This is a genomic window from Flavobacterium sp. 11 (assembly GCF_002754315.1).
Lineage (GTDB): Bacteria > Bacteroidota > Bacteroidia > Flavobacteriales > Flavobacteriaceae > Flavobacterium > Flavobacterium algoritolerans.
On record NZ_PEFE01000001.1, the window covers coordinates 2,548,603 to 2,566,215 of the forward strand.

The 17,613-nt window shown below is 33.1% G+C and carries 15 protein-coding genes; 5 read left to right on the forward strand and 10 right to left on the reverse strand.

Annotated features, from left to right (window positions below; genetic code table 11):
- Window positions 1-17: 17 nt before the first annotated feature.
- From CLV00_RS11065 to CLV00_RS11075, 3 genes are all read right to left on the reverse strand, one after another.
- Entirely contained in the window at window positions 18-1,892 is a 1,875-nt protein-coding gene (locus tag CLV00_RS11065; RefSeq protein WP_099715254.1) for a M56 family metallopeptidase, read from the reverse strand.
- A gap of 43 nt (window positions 1,893-1,935) precedes the next feature.
- Window positions 1,936-2,304 carry a BlaI/MecI/CopY family transcriptional regulator gene (locus CLV00_RS11070; protein ID WP_099715255.1) on the reverse strand — a complete coding sequence of 123 codons (369 nt, stop codon included), beginning with the start codon at window positions 2,302-2,304 and terminating at the stop codon, window positions 1,936-1,938.
- Window positions 2,305-2,449: 145 nt separating this feature from the next.
- A complete protein-coding gene (locus CLV00_RS11075; RefSeq protein ID WP_099715256.1) occupies window positions 2,450-3,667 on the reverse strand; it encodes an MFS transporter in 1,218 nt (405 codons plus the stop codon).
- Window positions 3,668-3,948: 281 nt separating this feature from the next.
- On the opposite strand from CLV00_RS11075, the gene CLV00_RS11080 reads away from it, so the two are divergent.
- The 5 genes from CLV00_RS11080 to CLV00_RS11100 all read left to right on the forward strand — a co-directional run bounded on the left by CLV00_RS11080 (window position 3,949) and on the right by CLV00_RS11100 (window position 7,635).
- Window positions 3,949-4,551, forward strand: a complete 603-nt coding sequence (locus CLV00_RS11080; RefSeq protein WP_099715257.1) for a DUF1684 domain-containing protein — start codon at window positions 3,949-3,951, stop codon at window positions 4,549-4,551.
- On the forward strand, window positions 4,551-5,204 hold the full coding sequence (locus CLV00_RS11085; RefSeq protein WP_099715258.1) for a TatD family hydrolase: 654 nt from the start codon (window positions 4,551-4,553) through the stop codon (window positions 5,202-5,204). The genes CLV00_RS11080 and CLV00_RS11085 overlap by 1 nt, the downstream gene beginning before the upstream one ends.
- A 79-nt stretch (window positions 5,205-5,283) precedes the next feature.
- Complete coding sequence (locus CLV00_RS11090) at window positions 5,284-5,997, forward strand: ThiF family adenylyltransferase (RefSeq protein ID WP_099715259.1); 714 nt, start codon at window positions 5,284-5,286, stop codon at window positions 5,995-5,997.
- Window positions 5,998-6,063: 66 nt separating this feature from the next.
- The gene (locus CLV00_RS11095) at window positions 6,064-6,738 is read left to right on the forward strand and encodes an HAD family phosphatase (protein WP_099715260.1); all 675 of its coding nucleotides are present in this window, start codon (window positions 6,064-6,066) and stop codon (window positions 6,736-6,738) included.
- Window positions 6,739-6,789: 51 nt separating this feature from the next.
- Window positions 6,790-7,635: a DUF2911 domain-containing protein gene (locus tag CLV00_RS11100; protein ID WP_099715261.1), complete on the forward strand. Its 846-nt coding sequence runs from the start codon at window positions 6,790-6,792 to the stop codon at window positions 7,633-7,635.
- A gap of 307 nt (window positions 7,636-7,942) precedes the next feature.
- Here the strand turns inward: CLV00_RS11100 and CLV00_RS11105 are convergent, their stop codons facing one another.
- The 7 genes from CLV00_RS11105 to CLV00_RS11135 form a co-directional block, all read right to left on the reverse strand.
- Window positions 7,943-9,667 carry a sodium:solute symporter gene (locus CLV00_RS11105; protein ID WP_099715262.1) on the reverse strand — a complete coding sequence of 575 codons (1,725 nt, stop codon included), beginning with the start codon at window positions 9,665-9,667 and terminating at the stop codon, window positions 7,943-7,945.
- Window positions 9,668-9,789: 122 nt separating this feature from the next.
- Window positions 9,790-12,321, reverse strand: coding sequence for a PIG-L family deacetylase (locus tag CLV00_RS11110; RefSeq protein ID WP_099715263.1), 2,532 nt, complete (start codon window positions 12,319-12,321; stop codon window positions 9,790-9,792).
- Window positions 12,322-12,461: 140 nt separating this feature from the next.
- Window positions 12,462-13,010, reverse strand: coding sequence for a hypothetical protein (locus CLV00_RS11115; protein ID WP_099715264.1), 549 nt, complete (start codon window positions 13,008-13,010; stop codon window positions 12,462-12,464).
- A gap of 179 nt (window positions 13,011-13,189) precedes the next feature.
- Window positions 13,190-13,702: a hypothetical protein gene (locus CLV00_RS11120; RefSeq protein WP_099715265.1), complete on the reverse strand. Its 513-nt coding sequence runs from the start codon at window positions 13,700-13,702 to the stop codon at window positions 13,190-13,192.
- A gap of 176 nt (window positions 13,703-13,878) precedes the next feature.
- Window positions 13,879-14,196 carry a hypothetical protein gene (locus tag CLV00_RS11125; RefSeq protein ID WP_099715266.1) on the reverse strand — a complete coding sequence of 106 codons (318 nt, stop codon included), beginning with the start codon at window positions 14,194-14,196 and terminating at the stop codon, window positions 13,879-13,881.
- A gap of 191 nt (window positions 14,197-14,387) precedes the next feature.
- Window positions 14,388-16,109: a hypothetical protein gene (locus CLV00_RS11130; protein ID WP_233206893.1), complete on the reverse strand. Its 1,722-nt coding sequence runs from the start codon at window positions 16,107-16,109 to the stop codon at window positions 14,388-14,390.
- Window positions 16,110-16,320: 211 nt separating this feature from the next.
- Entirely contained in the window at window positions 16,321-17,520 is a 1,200-nt protein-coding gene (locus CLV00_RS11135; RefSeq protein ID WP_099715268.1) for an AI-2E family transporter, read from the reverse strand.
- Between the last annotated feature and the right edge of the window lie 93 nt (window positions 17,521-17,613).

Below are 17,613 nucleotides of genomic sequence, written 5' to 3' on the forward strand. Positions count from 1 at the left end.
TTGGTTTTATGAGGATATTATTTTTTTCTTTCGCGTTCCAAGTTAGAATGGTATTCTTCCATTTGTTGTTCGTACACTTTCATTTTTTTCTCAAAAGCTTCCATTTCTTTATTGAATGGTTCCATTTTTTTATCAAATTCTCCCATTTGCTTATCGAAAGCTTCCATTTGAGGCTCCAATTTTTTCATTTTAGCCTCGTAGTCTTCCATTTTCTTTTCAAACTCTTTCCAAGCTTTTTTATCTCCTTTAATTGGGTCGCCTTTTGGTGCTTTTGGCGCTTTTGGAAATGCAGGAGGAGCTGGAGTTTTAATATTAAAAACTGGCGGTGTTGGAGGAACTGGTAAATTTTTCTCTTGAGAATATTGGATTCCATTTTTGGTTATAATTCGGATAGTTTTACCATCTTTATTAACATCCATTCTCTCAATTGTACTTTGATCTAAACGGTCTAATTCATTTTGAGACACTTTTTCGTTATTGATATAAATGTCATTTTCGTTAATCATTTTTCTATGATTATTAGTAATGATTCGGATTTCCTGTTTGTCATCATTCTTATTGACATTCATGGTCGCAATTTCTTTAGGATCAATTTTGTCCAAATCATCTTGACTTACTTTTTTGCCATTGATAAAAATTTCTTTTTCAGTTACTAACGGTGCATTTGGAGCAATAACAATACTTTCTTGATTAATAATTGTTTCATCCGAACCAAAATTCACAGTAAGCATTCCATTATCGTCTTTAGATACTATAATTCCAAATTCATTTATTGCCTCAGTTCCTTTTGTTTCCATTTTCTGTGCAATTTCTTTTCCCTTTTTCAAATCAACTTTTATTGCGGTCAATTCGTTTTTGGAATTTCTTTTGATTCCGGAAAAAGTAGCAATTATGGCATAGTTTTCTTTTAAATTGCTAGATTTTTCTTTTAATTCCTCATCAGTAGTATTTTTATTTATTTTGTAAACATCCACTGATTTTTCATTTGCCTTTATGATTTCTGTTGTTGCTTGGACAGCTGTTTTCTCCTGTGCAATTACATTTACTTGGAAAAGTATCACAAATGCCACTAAAGCGGGAATTATTAATACATACTTCCAAGAATTCGATTTTTTTGATTGATTTTTGTTTAACATAAAGATTCGTTTTTTGATTAATGATTGATAAAAATGATTGGTAATGGCAACACAATTCTCGTGTGTTGTTATTTTTAAAAGTGTAAACTGATACGCTTTTTTGTCGGATATATTTTTCGTGGCTTCGTTATCGGCAATGAATTCCAGGTTTTGTAAAATCGCCTTTTTGTACAGCCAAATTAAAGGATTGAACCAAAAAAGAATACAAAATAGTCTTGAAATCAATACATCTACAGTATGATTTTGATCGCTATGCACTTTTTCGTGTTCCAAAATATTTTCTAATTCGGAGCTGCTGTATAAGGACGAGTTGTAAACGATAGTATTAAAATAGGAAAATGGAGCAACGTTTTCTGTGGTATCGATAAATTTAAAATCAGCTTGATTTTGGATCGTTTTTCCTTTCAAAACGGTATTTAAACTATAAAAATCGAACACAAATTTTCCCAGAAATAAAATTATTCCAATTGCGTATGTAATTCCAAAAATTATATACCAATTGATTTCAAAAGCTTCGTTTTCGATGCTATTTGTTATTGGAATTCTTGACCAATCAATATTCTTGGAGCTTGATTCTACCATTATTATTTTGGTATAAACGATTAAAGGCAAAACCACAGAAGTGAATAAACCCAATAAGAGAAACCAACGATTACTGGTAAAAAAGGTTTCTTTTCGCAACATAAAATAATAAGCCAAATAAAACAGAGCGATTAATCCACTGGATTTGATAAGGTAAATGTATAATGCTTCCATACGATTCTTGATTTTATTCTGGAGTTGTTTTTTTAAAGAAGGATTATTTTTCTTCTTTTTGAGTTTCTATCATTGCCAAAATCTCACGTAATTCGGCCGCAGAAATTTTCTCTTCTTTGGCAAAATGGGAGACCATGTTTTTATAGGAGCTGTTGAAATAATTATCGATTGCCGTGTTCATGAAGCGTTTTCTATAGTCTTCTAAACTCACGATAGGATAGTATTGGTGCGTGTTCCCAAAGGCATTGTGCGATACAAAACCTTTTTCTTCCAGATTGCGCACAATAGTAGAAAGCGTGTTATAATGAGGTTGCTCTTCTGTGATTTCTGCCATGACTTCTTTTACGAATGCTTTTTTGAGCTTCCATAAAATGTGCATGATTTCTTCTTCTTTGTTCGTCAGTTTTTGCATGATTTTTTTATTTGAATCAAACTTACAACTATATTTTTAGTTACGCAACTAAAAATATAGTTAATTAACTAAAAAAACAGGTTTCATGCCAAAATCAAATTTGTTTTAGCATAAAATCATCAAAATCATACCTGTAAATAGGAAACTATTTGTTTTCCTGTTGGATTAATTTTTGCAACCAAATGCAACCGACAACCGAAAGAATTCCTAAACTTCCCATGACAAACCAATTGGTTTGGTAGCCAAATACTGCAATGATTTCCAGTCCGGTTTTGGAACTCGCAATATGCGCTAAGCTGAAACTCATTGTAAACAAAGCCATATAGCGACCTTCGTGACCTTTTGGTGCTCGGCTTAAAGCGAAAGAATTGGAGAAAGGAAAGATGAACATTTCTCCAAAAGTGATAAAAAGAATACTCACAATTAATATTCCAGCCCAAATATTAATCATTAAAACATAGAAACTAATAGACATTAGCAGCGAACCCCAAAGAATAATTTTGAGTTTATCGATGTTTTTTCTTTGGCTGATACTCACGATTGGCATTTCCAGAAAGAAAATCAACAGTCCGTTTAATGATAATAAAAGTCCGCTTTGAAATTCAGTCAGCCCAAATTTTTCATTGTGATACAAGGGTAAAGTGGTAAAAAGTTGAAAGAAAAGCATTGCCGTTATAAAACAGATAAAGAGAAAAATCCAAAATATCTTGTCTTTGAAAACGGAAGCAGGTATTTCGGTTTCGCTATCTGCCGTATTCAAATCGGCTGGTTTTTTGCGTTCTTTTACCAATAATGTAAAAATCAAAATAGATACAATACAGGAACTTCCATCTACCCAGAATAATCCGCTGTAGCCTAAATTCATAATGATTAATCCTCCCAAAGCTGGTCCTGCAGTAAATCCTAAATTAACTGCTAATCGAACTAAAGTCAATGCTCTGGTACGGTTTTCAGGTTTTGCATACGTCCCAAGAGAAACAAACATAGCAGGACGAAACATATCGGCAACGGTCATAATGAAGAACATTGCAAAACACAATCCCCAAAAAGTTCGTACGTATTGTACTAAAAACAGCAATATTCCGCTGGTGAATAAGCTGAAAACCATGATTCTGTAAAAACCTATTTTATCGGATAATTTCCCGCCAAGCCAAGATCCTAACATAGAACCAAAACCAAAAGCAACCATAATCCATCCTACTTGAGCATAGGAAAAATTTAAATCTTCTTTTAAATATTTGGATAAAAAAGGCAAAACCATCGTACCGGCACGATTGATAAAAGTAATCAGCGTAAGAATCCAAACTTCTCTTGTAAATCCTCTGAAATTATTTATGTAGCGTTGAAAAGCAGTTTTGAGCATATCTAAAGTTATAATTTCACAAAGGTAGAAAACTTTGTACCGATGCGTCTTTGTGTCCTAGTAACTTTTAAACTATTTTTGCATAAAATTATATATGATTGTCCGCTAAGCAGACAAAAATTTTTATTTTATTTTTTTAACCATTAAGAGATTAAGGAAATTAAGTTTTTTATCCTTAATGAACCTTAACTTCTTAATGGTTCAAGAGAAAATAACTTTATTTTTTTAAGACCAACAAAATTTCGATTTTTATTAATAACGGATAGTCAAAAATTATAAATATGAGAACGCTATTTACTTTATTGCTTTTGGTACAATTGAATTTTGGCTTTGGCCAAGAACAATTTGACGTTTCGGCTGTGGCCAAATTTCAAAAGGAACTAAATACAGAATATGCGGATGCAAAGACAAGTCCTTTGACTGCAGAAGATTTAGCGGTTTTCAAAACACTTGATTTTTATCCTGTTGACGGGAAGTTTTTTGTGACAGCTACATTTGTCAGAACAGAAAACGAGAAGCCTTTTGAAATGAAAACGTCAACGGACAGGAAACCATTGTATGTAAAATATGGGGAACTTTCTTTTACAATTGATGGTCGGGATTTGAAATTGAATGTTTATAAAAACATTGAACTTTCCAAAAAAGAAGAATATAAAGACTATTTATTTCTGCCGTTTTCAGATTTGACTTCAGGCAAGGAAAGCTACATTGGCGGTAAATATATCGATTTAAGAATCCCAAAAGGAGATACGATTGTGATTGATTTCAATACATCATACAATCCGTATTGCGCTTATAATCATAAATATTCCTGTCCAAAAGTACCATTGGAAAACGATTTGAATATTGAAATAAAAGCTGGGGTTAAAAAGTTTCACGACTAATGGAATTCTTTAATCTGCATACGCATAAATGGACCAATCAGCCCAATGTGTTGGAATTAGTGAATCAATATCCACAGGAATTTGATGCCACAATTCCGTATTATTCCATCGGGATTCATCCATGGTTTATCGTTGAAGAACGACTAGAAGCTGATTTGGCGATAATCGAAAGTAAATTGCAAGAGACAAATTGTCTCGCTGTAGGCGAATGTGGATTGGATAAACGTATCGATATTCCAATGGAATTGCAACAGTTGGTTTTCGAAAAGCATTTGCTTTTGGCGCAGCAATATCAAAAACCAGTGGTGATACATTGCGTTGCGGCTTTTCAGGAATTGATTGCAATTAAGAAAAAGATGAATATTACGGTTCCAATTTTGATTCATGGGTTTTCCAAAAATGCTCAAGTTGCTAAACAATTACTGGACAATGGATTTCATATTTCGTTTGGAAAATATTTATTGCTAAATAAGGAATTAGAAACGGTTTTTAAAAGCGTTCCTGATAATCGATTTTTTTTGGAAACAGATACAGTTGAAGAGGGAATTGAGGCAGTTTATAAATTAGCTGCAAAATACAAAGGAGTTTCTGTCAAAGAAATACAGAAACTAGTGAGTAGTAATTTTTTGGAAGTATTCAATATTGAACTATAATTGATTTAAGAATGTAGATTAACGATTGTTGATTTCAGATTTTTGAGAGCAACAAACTATAAACAATAAACTAAAGAAAATGGCAGAATGGACAGAAAGAGCCGAACTTTTATTCAAAAAAGAAGGTTTAGATAATTTGAAAAATGCAAATGTATTGGTTGTAGGATTGGGCGGTGTTGGTTCTTTTGCAGCTGAATTTTTGGCAAGAGCAGGAGTGGGAACCATGACTATTGTTGATGGTGACGTAGTTGACATTACCAATATAAACCGACAATTGCCCGCTTTACATTCGACAGTAGGGCAACCTAAAGTGACTATTGTAGGTGATCGATTAATGGACATCAATCCAGAATTGAAATTGACTCGCGTACAGGAATTTCTTTCGCCTGAGCGTGCTTTCGAGATTGTTTCAGAGGAATTTGATTATGTTTTGGATTGTATTGATAGTGTGACTCCAAAGTTGAATTTGATTATTGGCGCCAAGCGAAAAAGAGTAAAAATCATCAGCAGTATGGGCGCTGGCGGGAAAATGGAAGCTTCTAAAGTGAAAGTGACGGATATTACCAATACCGTGAATTGTTACTTTGCTAAAACCATCAGAAGACGATTGAAAGAAGTGAAAATTGATAAATTGAAAGTGGTTTTTTCTTCTGAGATTCAGGACGAAACGAGTTTGAAAATGACTGATGGATCCAATTTCAAAAAATCATTTTATGGAACAAACAGTTATATGCCAGGGTTATTTGGTTTGTATGCCGCAGAAACCGTGATTCGCTATTTACTTAAAAAATAGGGATCAGAATTCAGTTCTAAAAAATAAACAGTCTTAAAATCTAAAAAGTTTAATAATCTAAAAAAAATGATACAAACCGTAATTTTTGACATGGATGGTGTAATTGTCGACACTGAACCCGTACACCGTTATGCTTATTTCAAACAATTCGAGGAATTAAATATTACTGTTACAGAGGAAATGTATACTTCATTTACCGGTTTTTCTACTCGAAATACGTTTCAGAAATTGAAAGAAGTTTTTGTGATTGAACAGGAAGTAGAGGATTTAATTCAAAGAAAACGGAACATCTTTAATGATGCTTTTGACAGTAAAGCTGATTTAGAATTACTGCAAGGTGTTGAAAATCTTATTAAAGAATTGCATCAAAATGGTATGCAGCTGATTCTGGCTTCTTCGGCATCCAAAGTTACTATTGAACGCGTGTTTAGCAGGTTTAAGTTACATGACTATTTTACGCATGTGGTAAGCGGAGAAGATTTTCCTAAATCGAAACCACATCCTGCTATTTTTGAACATGCAGCAAGTTTATCAATTGCTCCAAAAGAAAGCTGTATCGTCATTGAAGACAGCACGAATGGGATAAAAGCGGCGAAAGCTGCCGGAATTTTGTGTGTAGGTTACAACAGTATTCACTCTGAGGCGCAAGATTTATCAGAAGCAGATTTTGTTATTAATCATTTTAACGAATTAGGTTTTGATGCTGTTAAGAATATTGATTCTAAATTAAGGAATAATTAACATTTGAAAGCCACTGAATTTGTAAATTTGGAAATCATAAAAATTTAAAACATGAAAAAAATAATCATTGTATTTGCCATTATTATAGCAAATTTCACCATTGAGGCACAAGTGAAAACACCTCAGTCAAGTCCAAAATCGACAATCATGCAAGCCGTAGGTTTGACAGATGTTGAGATTAATTATTCAAGACCAAGCGCAAAAGGAAGAGCTGTTTTTGGTAACTTGATTCCTTTTGGAAAAGTATGGAGAACTGGAGCTAATGAAAATACAACCGTATCTTTTAGCGACGATGTTGTTATTGATGGTAAAACCTTGAAAAAAGGAAAATATTCTTTGTACACTATTCCAAAAATAGAAAGCTGGGAAATAATATTTTATAAAACTACTGATAACTGGGGGAATCCAGAAGAGTGGAAAGAAGAGAATGTGGCGCTTAGAGCTACTGTTAAACCAGAAACTTTGAATAAAAGTGTGGAAACTTTCACTATTGGAATTGGAGGTTTAGATAACAATTTTGCGTTTTTAGAAATATACTGGGAGAACTCATATGCAGCTGTAAAATTTGAAGTACCTACTCAACAAAAAGCCACAGCTAATATCGAGAAAGCATTAGCGGGACCAACTGGAGCAGATTATTTTTCTGCTGCTCAATTTTTGTTTCAATCGAATGGAGACAATGCAAAAGCATTGGTTTATGTAAACAAAGCGTTGGATATGTCTAAAGACAAACCATTTTGGTACAACAGATTGAAGTCACTGATTCAAGCTAAACTTGGAGATAAAAAAGGCGCTATCGAAACGGCTAAATTATCTCTTGCAGCGGCTGAAATTGCTAAAAACCAAGACTACGTAAAAATGAATAAAGATAGTATCGCAGAGTGGAGTAAAAACTAATTATTCTAACTGTTTTACAAAAAAATCCCGTCTTGATTATCGAGACGGGATTTTTTTTTTGAACTTTTAGACTGTGTAATTTATTAGATGTTTGCGTATCAAGTATTCATAGAATTATCATTGCTTTGCCAGTTTGTTATTGCTCCTCTTCCAAAGTAGGAGAGATTTTCTCTATAGAAGTTACATAAGCAACATTCAAAAGCTAAAAAAATAACCGCAGATTCACAGATTAGCAATATAAAAGTCTGTGAATTTGCGGTTAATAGTTTTTAAAAACTAAAACAATAATTTGTTTTACTATTTTTATTTAGGCTGTAATCGCTTTCTGTTTTCTGAAAATAGTCCATTGTAACAGCAACGAAATAACAATCGTTAACATTGCTCCAATGAAATTAAGCCATAAATAACCCAGTTTTTCTTCTCCGCTTGGGAAAATATAAATAGCGTAATAGTAAATGATAAAAATAGTAATCTGACTTACTACGGCACTGTAAAAAATAGCTTTGGACTGTACCTTGTGTAAATAAAAACCAACCAGAAAGATTCCCAATACAGTTCCGTAAAATATGGATCCAATGATGTTTACCAATTGAATTAAATTTTCAAACAGCGTTCCAATACACGCAAAAAGTATTGCAATAACTCCCCACAATAAGGTAAAGAATTTTGTAGCATACAGATAATGTCTTTCTGATTTTTCTTCTTTTACATTCCGTTTGTAAATATCAATTGCGGTTGTAGATGCCAATGCATTCAGTCCTGAAGCGGTAGAAGACATGGCAGCTGAAATGATAACGGCCAACAACAAACCAATAAGTCCTTTGGGTAAATAATTAAGGATAAAATGGAAAAACACATAATCTTTATCATTGGTTTCACTGTTGCTATCGGCTTTCAGGATTATTTCTTTAGCCCGATCTCTTAAATCTTTTTCTTTATTGGACAAAGCCACTAATTCTTTTCTAAGAATGGGATTGTCATAATCTTGATTGAGCTGATCAATATACAAAAGGTTAATTACTTTTTTATCTTCGGATAAGTCACCTAATTTTTTCTCCAAAGCATTGTATTCACCTTTGTAAGCCGATTTTTCAATCATGGCTTTGTTGTTTGGATTAAAATTTAACGGAACAGGATTGAATTGGAAAAAAACAAAAACCATAACTCCGGTCAATAAAATAAAGAACTGCATCGGTACTTTTAAAAGTCCGTTCATGATTAGTCCCATTTGACTTTCTCGAACTGATTTCCCTGATAGATAACGCCCTACCTGCGATTGGTCAGTTCCAAAATAAGCCAATGCTAGGAAAAAACCTCCTGTGATTCCGCTCCAAAAAGTATATTTTTCCTCTGGGTCAAAAGAAAAATTGACAATATTCATTTTGTCATTTGCGCCAGCGATATGCAACGCACTGGTAAATGTCATGTCATTAGGTAAATAATGCAATATCAGAAAAAAGGTGATTAGCATTCCCGACATAATCACAAACATTTGTTGTTTCTGAGTTACATTGACTGCTTTTGTTCCTCCCGAAAAGGTATAAATGATAACCAATACACCAATAATAATATTCATGTACGTAAGATTCCAACCCAATATTGCTGACAAAATAATCGCTGGCGCATAAATGGTTAATCCGGTTCCTAAACCTCTTTGGAACAAGAAAAGAATGGCAGCAAGGGAACGGGTTTTTAAATCAAATCTTTTTTCGAGGTATTCATAAGCCGTATATACTTTGTATTTGTGGTATAAAGGGATAAAGGTGACGCAAATTACCACCATAGCAATTGGTAATCCAAAGTAGAATTGCACAAAACCCATTCCATCATGATAAGCTTGTCCTGGAGTGGAAAGAAATGTAATTGCACTGGCTTGTGTTGCCATAACAGATAGCCCTACAATGTGCCAAGGTGTTTCATTACTACCCAGAATAAAATCTTCAACATTTTTACTTCCTTTAGTTTTCCAAGCACCGTAAATTACGATGAACAGTAAAGTAACTATGAGTATAACCCAATCAAATAATTGCATAATTTAAGAGTATAATTTCATGATGAGACAAAAGATCAGGATGTATATTGCATTGGCTACAAGTACCCAGGTATAATTCTTCTTCCAGGTTTTTATTTTTTTTGTTTCCATTTTAGATTGGGTTAAGGCTTGATTTTTTGTGGAGGAATAGTTTCAGATGATTTTAGCGAAATGATATTGGAAATTAATTTATACGCACCGGTAACGCCTTCAGGCAATTCTCTAAAAAAGCTTAAGCCCGTATAAATATAGTGTCCTTTTCCGTAAGGAGCAATTAGTAAAGCCCCATTTTTTGGAGTTTCTCCTTTATCATTGGATGATAGAATAGGAGTGAAGGCTTTGTCATATTCGCTTGGGTAATACAATCCTTGCTCTTGTTTCCAACCTTGAAAATCTTTAGAAGTGATTTTGTTAGGAAAATTCAAAACGGGATGGTTTGGCGCTAAAAATCGAACTTCGGCATCTTCCTCCGTTACACGGTCGCGGGACAGTTTTAATGGATAAGGTGCGATATTTTCGGTAATAAGATCACCTGCAGTATTGTACTGAACTAGCATTGTTTTTCCACCTTTTACAAAGTCAAAAAGTATCGTTTGCTTATTTGCTAATGCTGTAACAGTATTGTAGGCACGAACACCAGTCATCACGACATCAAAATTTTCTAATTTCTCAGGAGTTATTTCTTCAGGTTTAAGCAGTGTAACGGTATATCCCAACTGAGTCAAGCTGCTTGGAACTTCGTCTCCGGCACCCATAATATATGCAATTCTTTCTTCATTCGTTTTTAAATCTGTTTTGATGCATTTGGCTTCAGCTGATTTTAAAACTTGCTGTTTGGTGATGTGGTCATAATTAATGATGATTTGTTCTTTGTCAAATCGTTTATTGTCAATTATCGCCACGCTTTTGGCCACAGCTTCTTCAGATTTATTTGGCGCAGTTACCTCAAAATAAACAACTTGTTCCGTTCCCTTTTTTTGGATGTTAAAAGGAATCGATTTTGGAGAAACACCCCAGTTTTGAGGCAGTTCAAGCTGTAAATTTCCTTTTACGGCATCTTTACCCGCTTTAATTTTTACACCTACATATTTAATTTTGGTATCTTTAAAAAGCAATACTTTGTCCAGAATTGAAGTGGTAACTTCAGGAACGATGTCCAGATAATTATACACTTCACCTTTTACATCGTCATTGTATTTATAAACTACAGTTCGCTCAAATGGGATTTCGATTCCGTTGATTTGAACGTTAAATACCACTTTAGCTTCCCGAATAATATCTGGAATTCCTATATTTTGTTGCTGATTTACGGCATACATTCCCACGGTTCCGTTTTCTCTTAACCAATACGGTTGTGTGTAGTTAATTGATTCGGGTAACTTTAAATCTAAGTTGATGTTGTTTAGAACATTATTTTTTAATTCGCGGTTTTGAGGTGTGCTTATTTGTTCGGGTAAAGTGGTCACACTCACTAATTGTATTGGAGCTGAACTTCGGTTAATGGCTTCAAGTTTCAGTTTTATAGTGCTACCAGGAGTCGCTTCCTGATTTTGGGCTACGGCTTCAAGATACAAACCGGAACAGGCTGCTATAATTTCTTTTATGGCTGCGGATTTTAGTGGTGCCCAATGATTTTCATCCAAAGCTTTCATCATAGCATAGGCTTTCGCCAAATTTGGAATACTTGCCGAAGGATTATTGTGGTTGAATTCAGCTGCAATCGTTGTCAATAATTCTCCTATGGCTTTTCCTCCTTTTACTCGGTTCCAAGAGGTGTCAATTCCTTCAAAAAGAGATTTTTTTTCTTTTAAAGCATCTCCATTTATAAACTCTAAATATTCTGTTTCTTCACCACGCGCTCCTGTGCTTCCAAAACCTTGCGATTGATGACGGCTGCGGCTTAATGCTGCTATTTCCTGATTTGATTTTCCTAATCCGGCATAATAAACTCCAGTTTGCAGGGCAATTAAATTCTTTTTATCGGCAGCATTAAATTTTTCGATAGTTCCATAAAACCACCAAGAAGTATTAAAAAACTGGCGTTTGGTTTGCCAAGGTTTTACAAATTGTAATTGTTCCGGAAAAATAGTTGGATCGTTGGCTAGTTCAAAGCTTTCAACACTCAACATTGCCGATGAAGTATGATGACCGTGTGTAGTTCCTGGAGATCGATGATCAAACCTGTTGACAATTACATCGGGTTGAAATTTTCGGATGGCCCAAATAACGTCTGCCAATACTTTTTCTTTATCCCAAATCGCTAATGTTTCTGTTGGGTTTTTCGAAAATCCAAAATCATTGGCACGAGAAAAAAATTGTTCTCCTCCATCAATTTTTCTAGCTTCGATAAGTTCTTGGGTTCTTATTACACCTAATAATTCCCGCAATTGTGTGCCTATTAAGTTTTGTCCACCATCACCACGTGTCAAAGACAAATATCCTGTTCTGGCTTTTTGCTCATTGGACAAATAAGAAATTAATCGGGTATTTTCATCATCAGGATGTGCTGCTATATAAAGTACCGAACCAAGAAAATTAAGCTTTTGGATTTGATTGTAAATTTCAACAGAATTTGGTTTTTGGGGTTGTTGCGCAATTGTTATTTGGCAACATAAAAGAAAGGTTAGAATAGCTGATACGTATTTTTTTTGCATTTTTTAAAATTTAATTTGCAGTAACTTCAAATGTAGGAATTAAATAATTTCTTCTGAAATGTTTTGGGTTTTCTTTAATAATAAAAAAAAAGAGAGAAAAACCCATTTAGGTTCCCTCTCTCTTTTAAATAAAATTGTGATTAATCTCTATCACGTCCATTTCCATTACCACGACCATTTCCATGTCCGTTTCCATGTCCATTTCCGTTATTTCGGTTATCATGTTTTTTATATTCTCTTCGGTCATCATTATCATATCTTCTATGATTATCATTTCCTCTTTGGTTTACATATACTCTGCGGTTATTGTTATATCCTATATTTCTTTGTTCTCTTCCATGATATCCTCTGTAATATTTTACTTTATGACTTTTGAAATGGTTGTAAGGTCTTGAACCATGATAATCGTTTAATACTACTTTGTATCCACCATATAAATCATAGTTTCTATATTGGTTTGGTAGGTATCTTGAACGTATCCATCTTCCTCCACCAAAATAAATAAACTGTGTGGCTCTTACGTCATAATAAGCTTCTACATCTGGTAAATAATAATATTCTGCTTCTGCATATCCTACCGGTCCCCAAGATGGAGCTGTGCCTATGTTTAAACTTACTGAGACTTGTGCATGTATAGTACTTGATGCAAAAAGGATAATTCCTACGGCGATTAGTTTTAATGTTCTCATTTTTTCAAATATTTAATTAGTAATAATTTTTTTATAATAGCTCGTTATTACGATGCTTTTTGAATAAAACCAACAACTGTGCCAAAACGAAAAAGTTAACATTTAATTAAGGATTAACGTGCTAAAAAAAAGAGAGCCTCATTGCTGAGACTCTCTTTATTAATGATATGAAATCAGGATTAATGTTTTCCATTTCCATTTCCATTATTTCCTTTTCCACCTTTGTTCCCGTTTCCGTTCCCATTATTTCCGTTTCCGTTATTCCCTTTATTCCCGTTACTTTGGTATACTTTGTTATTATTCCCACGATTAGAACCGATAGATTTTTGTGGTTTACCTTTGTATCCTTTGTAATATTTTACTTTATGGGTATTAAAGTTACTGTATGGTCTTGAACCATGATAATCGTTTAAGACTACTTTGTAACCATTGTACAAGTTATAGTTTCTGTATTGATTAGGTAGATTTCTGGAACGAATCCATTTTCCTCCACCAAAATAAATAAACTGTGTGGCTCTGATATCATAATAAGCTTGAATATCCGGTAAATAATAATAATCTACAGCTGAGTAACCAGCGGGACCCCATGCTGGTGGAGTACCTATATTTACATTTACTGAAACTTGTGCTTGCATCGTATTTGCGGATGCAAAAAGTATAATTCCTGCGATGATTAATTTTAATGTTTTCATTTTTCAAAATTTTAATTAGTAATTAATAGATAGTAATTTTTAGTTACTATTTTATCTCTTTATGATAAAGCCAACAATTGTGCCAATATCATATATTTAACATTTTATTGTGTTATTTTACTTCATAAAAAAAGGAAACGAAGGCTCGTTTCCTTTTTCTACAGTTATAAATTTATTTACAATAAAAGGATCAATAAAAGGATAACTATTATAATTGCACCTACAGATAAGTATACACCATTTCCTGTAGATTTTAATTCGGCTTTAATGGCACGTACTTCTTTTCTTAATTCTTTTTTCTCTGAAGAATTCAAAGAAGATTTATCCATTGCTTTTATTTCGTCAAGACGATTAAGCAATACTTTAACTTCAGCAGGAACTTCTTTAGGGTTGTTTGAAACCGAAGTTGGATTTTTTTCTGCAGCTAACATTTGAGTTGGAACAACACTTAATGATAATACCATCATCATTAAATAAAAGGTGACTTTTTTCATTTCTTTTAGAGTTTTAGTTATTAATTTATTATAATATAAAAGTAAGTAAAATTAACAGATGTAATCTTATATAATTATGATATTAAATTATATAATTTACACTATTAGATTATTTTTTTTACTTTAATGTTTTTAAAATTAGGCCTTTAAATTGGTTTTATCCAAAATTAAGATTGCCGGATTCACGTTTGTTATTTGAAAATAACCGTACGTGGCTTGCCTAATTCAAAATCCTGAAAGCCAAAATCAGTGGTTTCAAAAGAGTTGGTTTTGAAAATATTTTCACCATTACCCGGTATGGACGGATAGTACGAAAGTGAAATTTGGAAAGAGCTAAATACTAAAAAATCATTGTTTATTATTAATCCAATCCCAATTTTGGAATATGCTTTATTTTCCAATAATCCTTTTTCAGGATTTCCCAGCATAGCAATTGAATAGTTAAAATAGGGGTTTAATCGAAATCCCCAAAGATTCCATGGTGCATAGGCTTGAGTTTGCAACGTTAGGATTGCTTTTTCGGTTCCATAATTAGCACTATTAAATCCTTGAATCCCGTAATTTTCATTAATATTAAGTTGGTCACCAATAACATTTACGCGATTGGAACCAATAATTAATTGAGGTTTAACAAATTGTCGCAATTTCCATTTCCCAATACTCATCAAATTAGTAAAGTAATTAGCTTGAAAAGAAAAAGCATTCTGTTTCGTGTTTGATTTTTCAAAAAAAGTACCCAGCTCAAAATTAGCACTAAGAAATCCCCATTTGTAAAAATTTCCAAAAGCTGCCCGAGCGCCTAAATAGTAACGTCCTTGATTGTTTTTATGTTGATAGCCCGAAGTTATTCCAAATATTTTTCCAATGGGTACATCTTCTATAATTCCATTCTTGAAAATGTAGCTGTCTTGAACGAACTTTCGGGAGGTGATTCCAATTCCGATAAGCGAAAATTTTTCATCAGAATAAAAATCATTGGGATCGTAATCAATTGTTGGACTCTCCAGATATTTCACATTCAAAAACCGACCGGCAACTACTAAATTTGTAGTTCTGTCACTCTCCGTATTACTTTTAAAAATCCTAAAGGCACGACCAAACCATACATCCTGTGAGTTGTATTTGAAATTTTGGTAAGCAAAAGCGGCATTACTATCAGGAAGTGTGTCTTTTCTAAACTGTTTGTCAAAATAGATTCCGCCAGCCCATTTAGTAAATGGAGAATAAAATAGGCGTTCAATATTGATACTTTTACCATAATAATCGTCGAAATCTATACGATAATTTACAGTGGTTTTAATGAATGTATTTTTGAAATTCGGAATCGTGTAGGCTACGCGATAAGCATTTTTTCCGTCACTGAATCTGTTTCTGAATTCATTATTAAATTCATGACCGGAACCCAGAATGTTTCTGTCGTTCAGTTCAAAACTGCTTCTGGAACTTGATATGGAACCTTTTGGAATTATACTCCAAGAATCTAAAACCCGAATGTAAATATCTACGGAATCCTTATTGTTTTGAATCAATTGCGGGGTTACATCCACACGGCTGATATAGCGTTGTGTTCGTATTAAACGCTCAGATTCTTTTACCAATAAGGAATCTAAAGGCTTGTTTTTTTTGATAAGCAATAAATTCTTAATAGCAAGTCTGTTCGTTTTAATGTGAATTCTGTTTCCGGTTCGCTCAGCCCAATTTCTAGCTTTTTTTGTAGTGTCAATCTCGGAATAGCCAAATGGATCTAAAGTGACAATATTGATGTTCCGGATAATTTTCCCTTCAAAGTTTTTGAATTTTTTCGGAACTATTTTTTTCTTTTTGGTTTTTACATTAACAGGTCTGAAAACTAATCTATGTAGAAGTTTGGTAAATTTATTTTTCTTGGAATAGGTCTGGATTTGTTTATACATCCCTGAAGAATCTTTTTCCTTTTTGTCTACTTGAGAAAAAGAAATCTGATAGCAGCAGAAAATCAAAATAATTAGAACCAGTCTTTGTTTTTTAAACATGATAAAAAAATAATTTTAAACATTGTTAACGAAACAAAAGAAAAAATCTTTTAGTATGAGTTCGAATTAACAAAATTCAGAATTTGAATAGTCGAATATACTATTTTAGAAACTATTCATTGGTTTTATTCGCTTCTTTTTCGGTTGTTGTTTCAGTAAATACAGGAACTACAATATCGGTTTTGATGATAGTTTTCTTTGGTGTTGATTCAGAATCAAACAACGGTAATTTAATATTATGCCAGGTATACGTTTTTGGTAAATGATCTCCCATCAGGTATCCCCAAGGTTCTAAAAATTCAATTCTATCAAAAATTACTTTAAGGACCGCGAGAATAGGAAGTGCTAAAAACATACCGGAAACTCCTGCAATTGCACCACCTATGATAATTCCAATAATCGATACAAACGCATTTATTTCTACTTTGGAACTTACAATCAAAGGAACTAGAATGTTATTATCAATTAACTGAACAATTATTGTAATCACAATTACACCAACAATTATGGATAAATCCGGAGAACCGGTTAGCGAAGCCACAATACTTAGCACTCCTGCAAAAAGTATTCCTATGTAAGGAATCAGATTTAAGATTCCGGTGATAATTCCCAGCAAAATAGCGTATTTCACACCTATAACCATAAATCCAAGCGTTGTCATTGTTGAGACTAAAATCATTTCAATGATTAAACCCACGATGTAACTGTTGATGGCTACTCTTATGTTTGTCAAGATATCTTTCAATTGTTCATGGTTTTCTTTTTTGAACAACTTGGATAAAAACAGTAAAAAATGAGTTCTATATAAAAGAATTAAAAAAGTATAAATAGGTATCAATGTCAAATTCACCAAAGTATCCGTAAACGACATTAAAGTAGTACCAATCAGCTCTTTTCCTTTTTCCATGGAATCCTCAGTAGCGGTATCAATATATTGCTTCTGTTCCCAAGAACTTAAATGAAAATTGTCTCTGATAAATCCTTGAATATTTCGGAGATGAATGTTGATGTTTCTTTCAATTTTATCAAAATCAGCTGCAAAATCACTAATTTGAAATGATAGAAAAACAAAGAGTCCAATGAAAATCAACACAAATAATATTACTGCCAACATTACCGCCAAAACATGTGGAAAATAGAGTTTTGATTTAAAAAATTGAACGATAGGATACAATAAAATAGCAAATAAAAACGACATCATTATGGGAACCAAAATATCCTGACCAATATAAAATATAAAAGTAAGCGCTATTAAACCCAATAAAACCAGGGTTAGTTTAGCATAAAACGGAAATTTTAAGATGTCATTCATATTTTCTTATTTTTTAAAAAACGCATTTACCATTCAATCCTGAATCGTACTGTTTTTAATTGACAAATATGAAGAATTAAAGAAATTAAAGTA

Coding starts and splice junctions, on each gene's coding strand:
- CLV00_RS11065 (WP_099715254.1), bottom strand. CDS start 1,892: ATGGAAGCATTATACATTTACCTTATCAAATCCAGTGGATTAATCGCT.
- CLV00_RS11070 (WP_099715255.1), bottom strand. CDS start 2,304: ATGCAAAAACTGACGAACAAAGAAGAAGAAATCATGCACATTTTATGG.
- CLV00_RS11075 (WP_099715256.1), bottom strand. CDS start 3,667: ATGCTCAAAACTGCTTTTCAACGCTACATAAATAATTTCAGAGGATTT.
- CLV00_RS11080 (WP_099715257.1), top strand. CDS start 3,949: ATGAGAACGCTATTTACTTTATTGCTTTTGGTACAATTGAATTTTGGC.
- CLV00_RS11085 (WP_099715258.1), top strand. CDS start 4,551: ATGGAATTCTTTAATCTGCATACGCATAAATGGACCAATCAGCCCAAT.
- CLV00_RS11090 (WP_099715259.1), top strand. CDS start 5,284: ATGGCAGAATGGACAGAAAGAGCCGAACTTTTATTCAAAAAAGAAGGT.
- CLV00_RS11095 (WP_099715260.1), top strand. CDS start 6,064: ATGATACAAACCGTAATTTTTGACATGGATGGTGTAATTGTCGACACT.
- CLV00_RS11100 (WP_099715261.1), top strand. CDS start 6,790: ATGAAAAAAATAATCATTGTATTTGCCATTATTATAGCAAATTTCACC.
- CLV00_RS11105 (WP_099715262.1), bottom strand. CDS start 9,667: ATGCAATTATTTGATTGGGTTATACTCATAGTTACTTTACTGTTCATC.
- CLV00_RS11110 (WP_099715263.1), bottom strand. CDS start 12,321: ATGCAAAAAAAATACGTATCAGCTATTCTAACCTTTCTTTTATGTTGC.
- CLV00_RS11115 (WP_099715264.1), bottom strand. CDS start 13,010: ATGAGAACATTAAAACTAATCGCCGTAGGAATTATCCTTTTTGCATCA.
- CLV00_RS11120 (WP_099715265.1), bottom strand. CDS start 13,702: ATGAAAACATTAAAATTAATCATCGCAGGAATTATACTTTTTGCATCC.
- CLV00_RS11125 (WP_099715266.1), bottom strand. CDS start 14,196: ATGAAAAAAGTCACCTTTTATTTAATGATGATGGTATTATCATTAAGT.
- CLV00_RS11130 (WP_233206893.1), bottom strand. CDS start 16,109: ATGTATAAACAAATCCAGACCTATTCCAAGAAAAATAAATTTACCAAA.
- CLV00_RS11135 (WP_099715268.1), bottom strand. CDS start 17,520: ATGAATGACATCTTAAAATTTCCGTTTTATGCTAAACTAACCCTGGTT.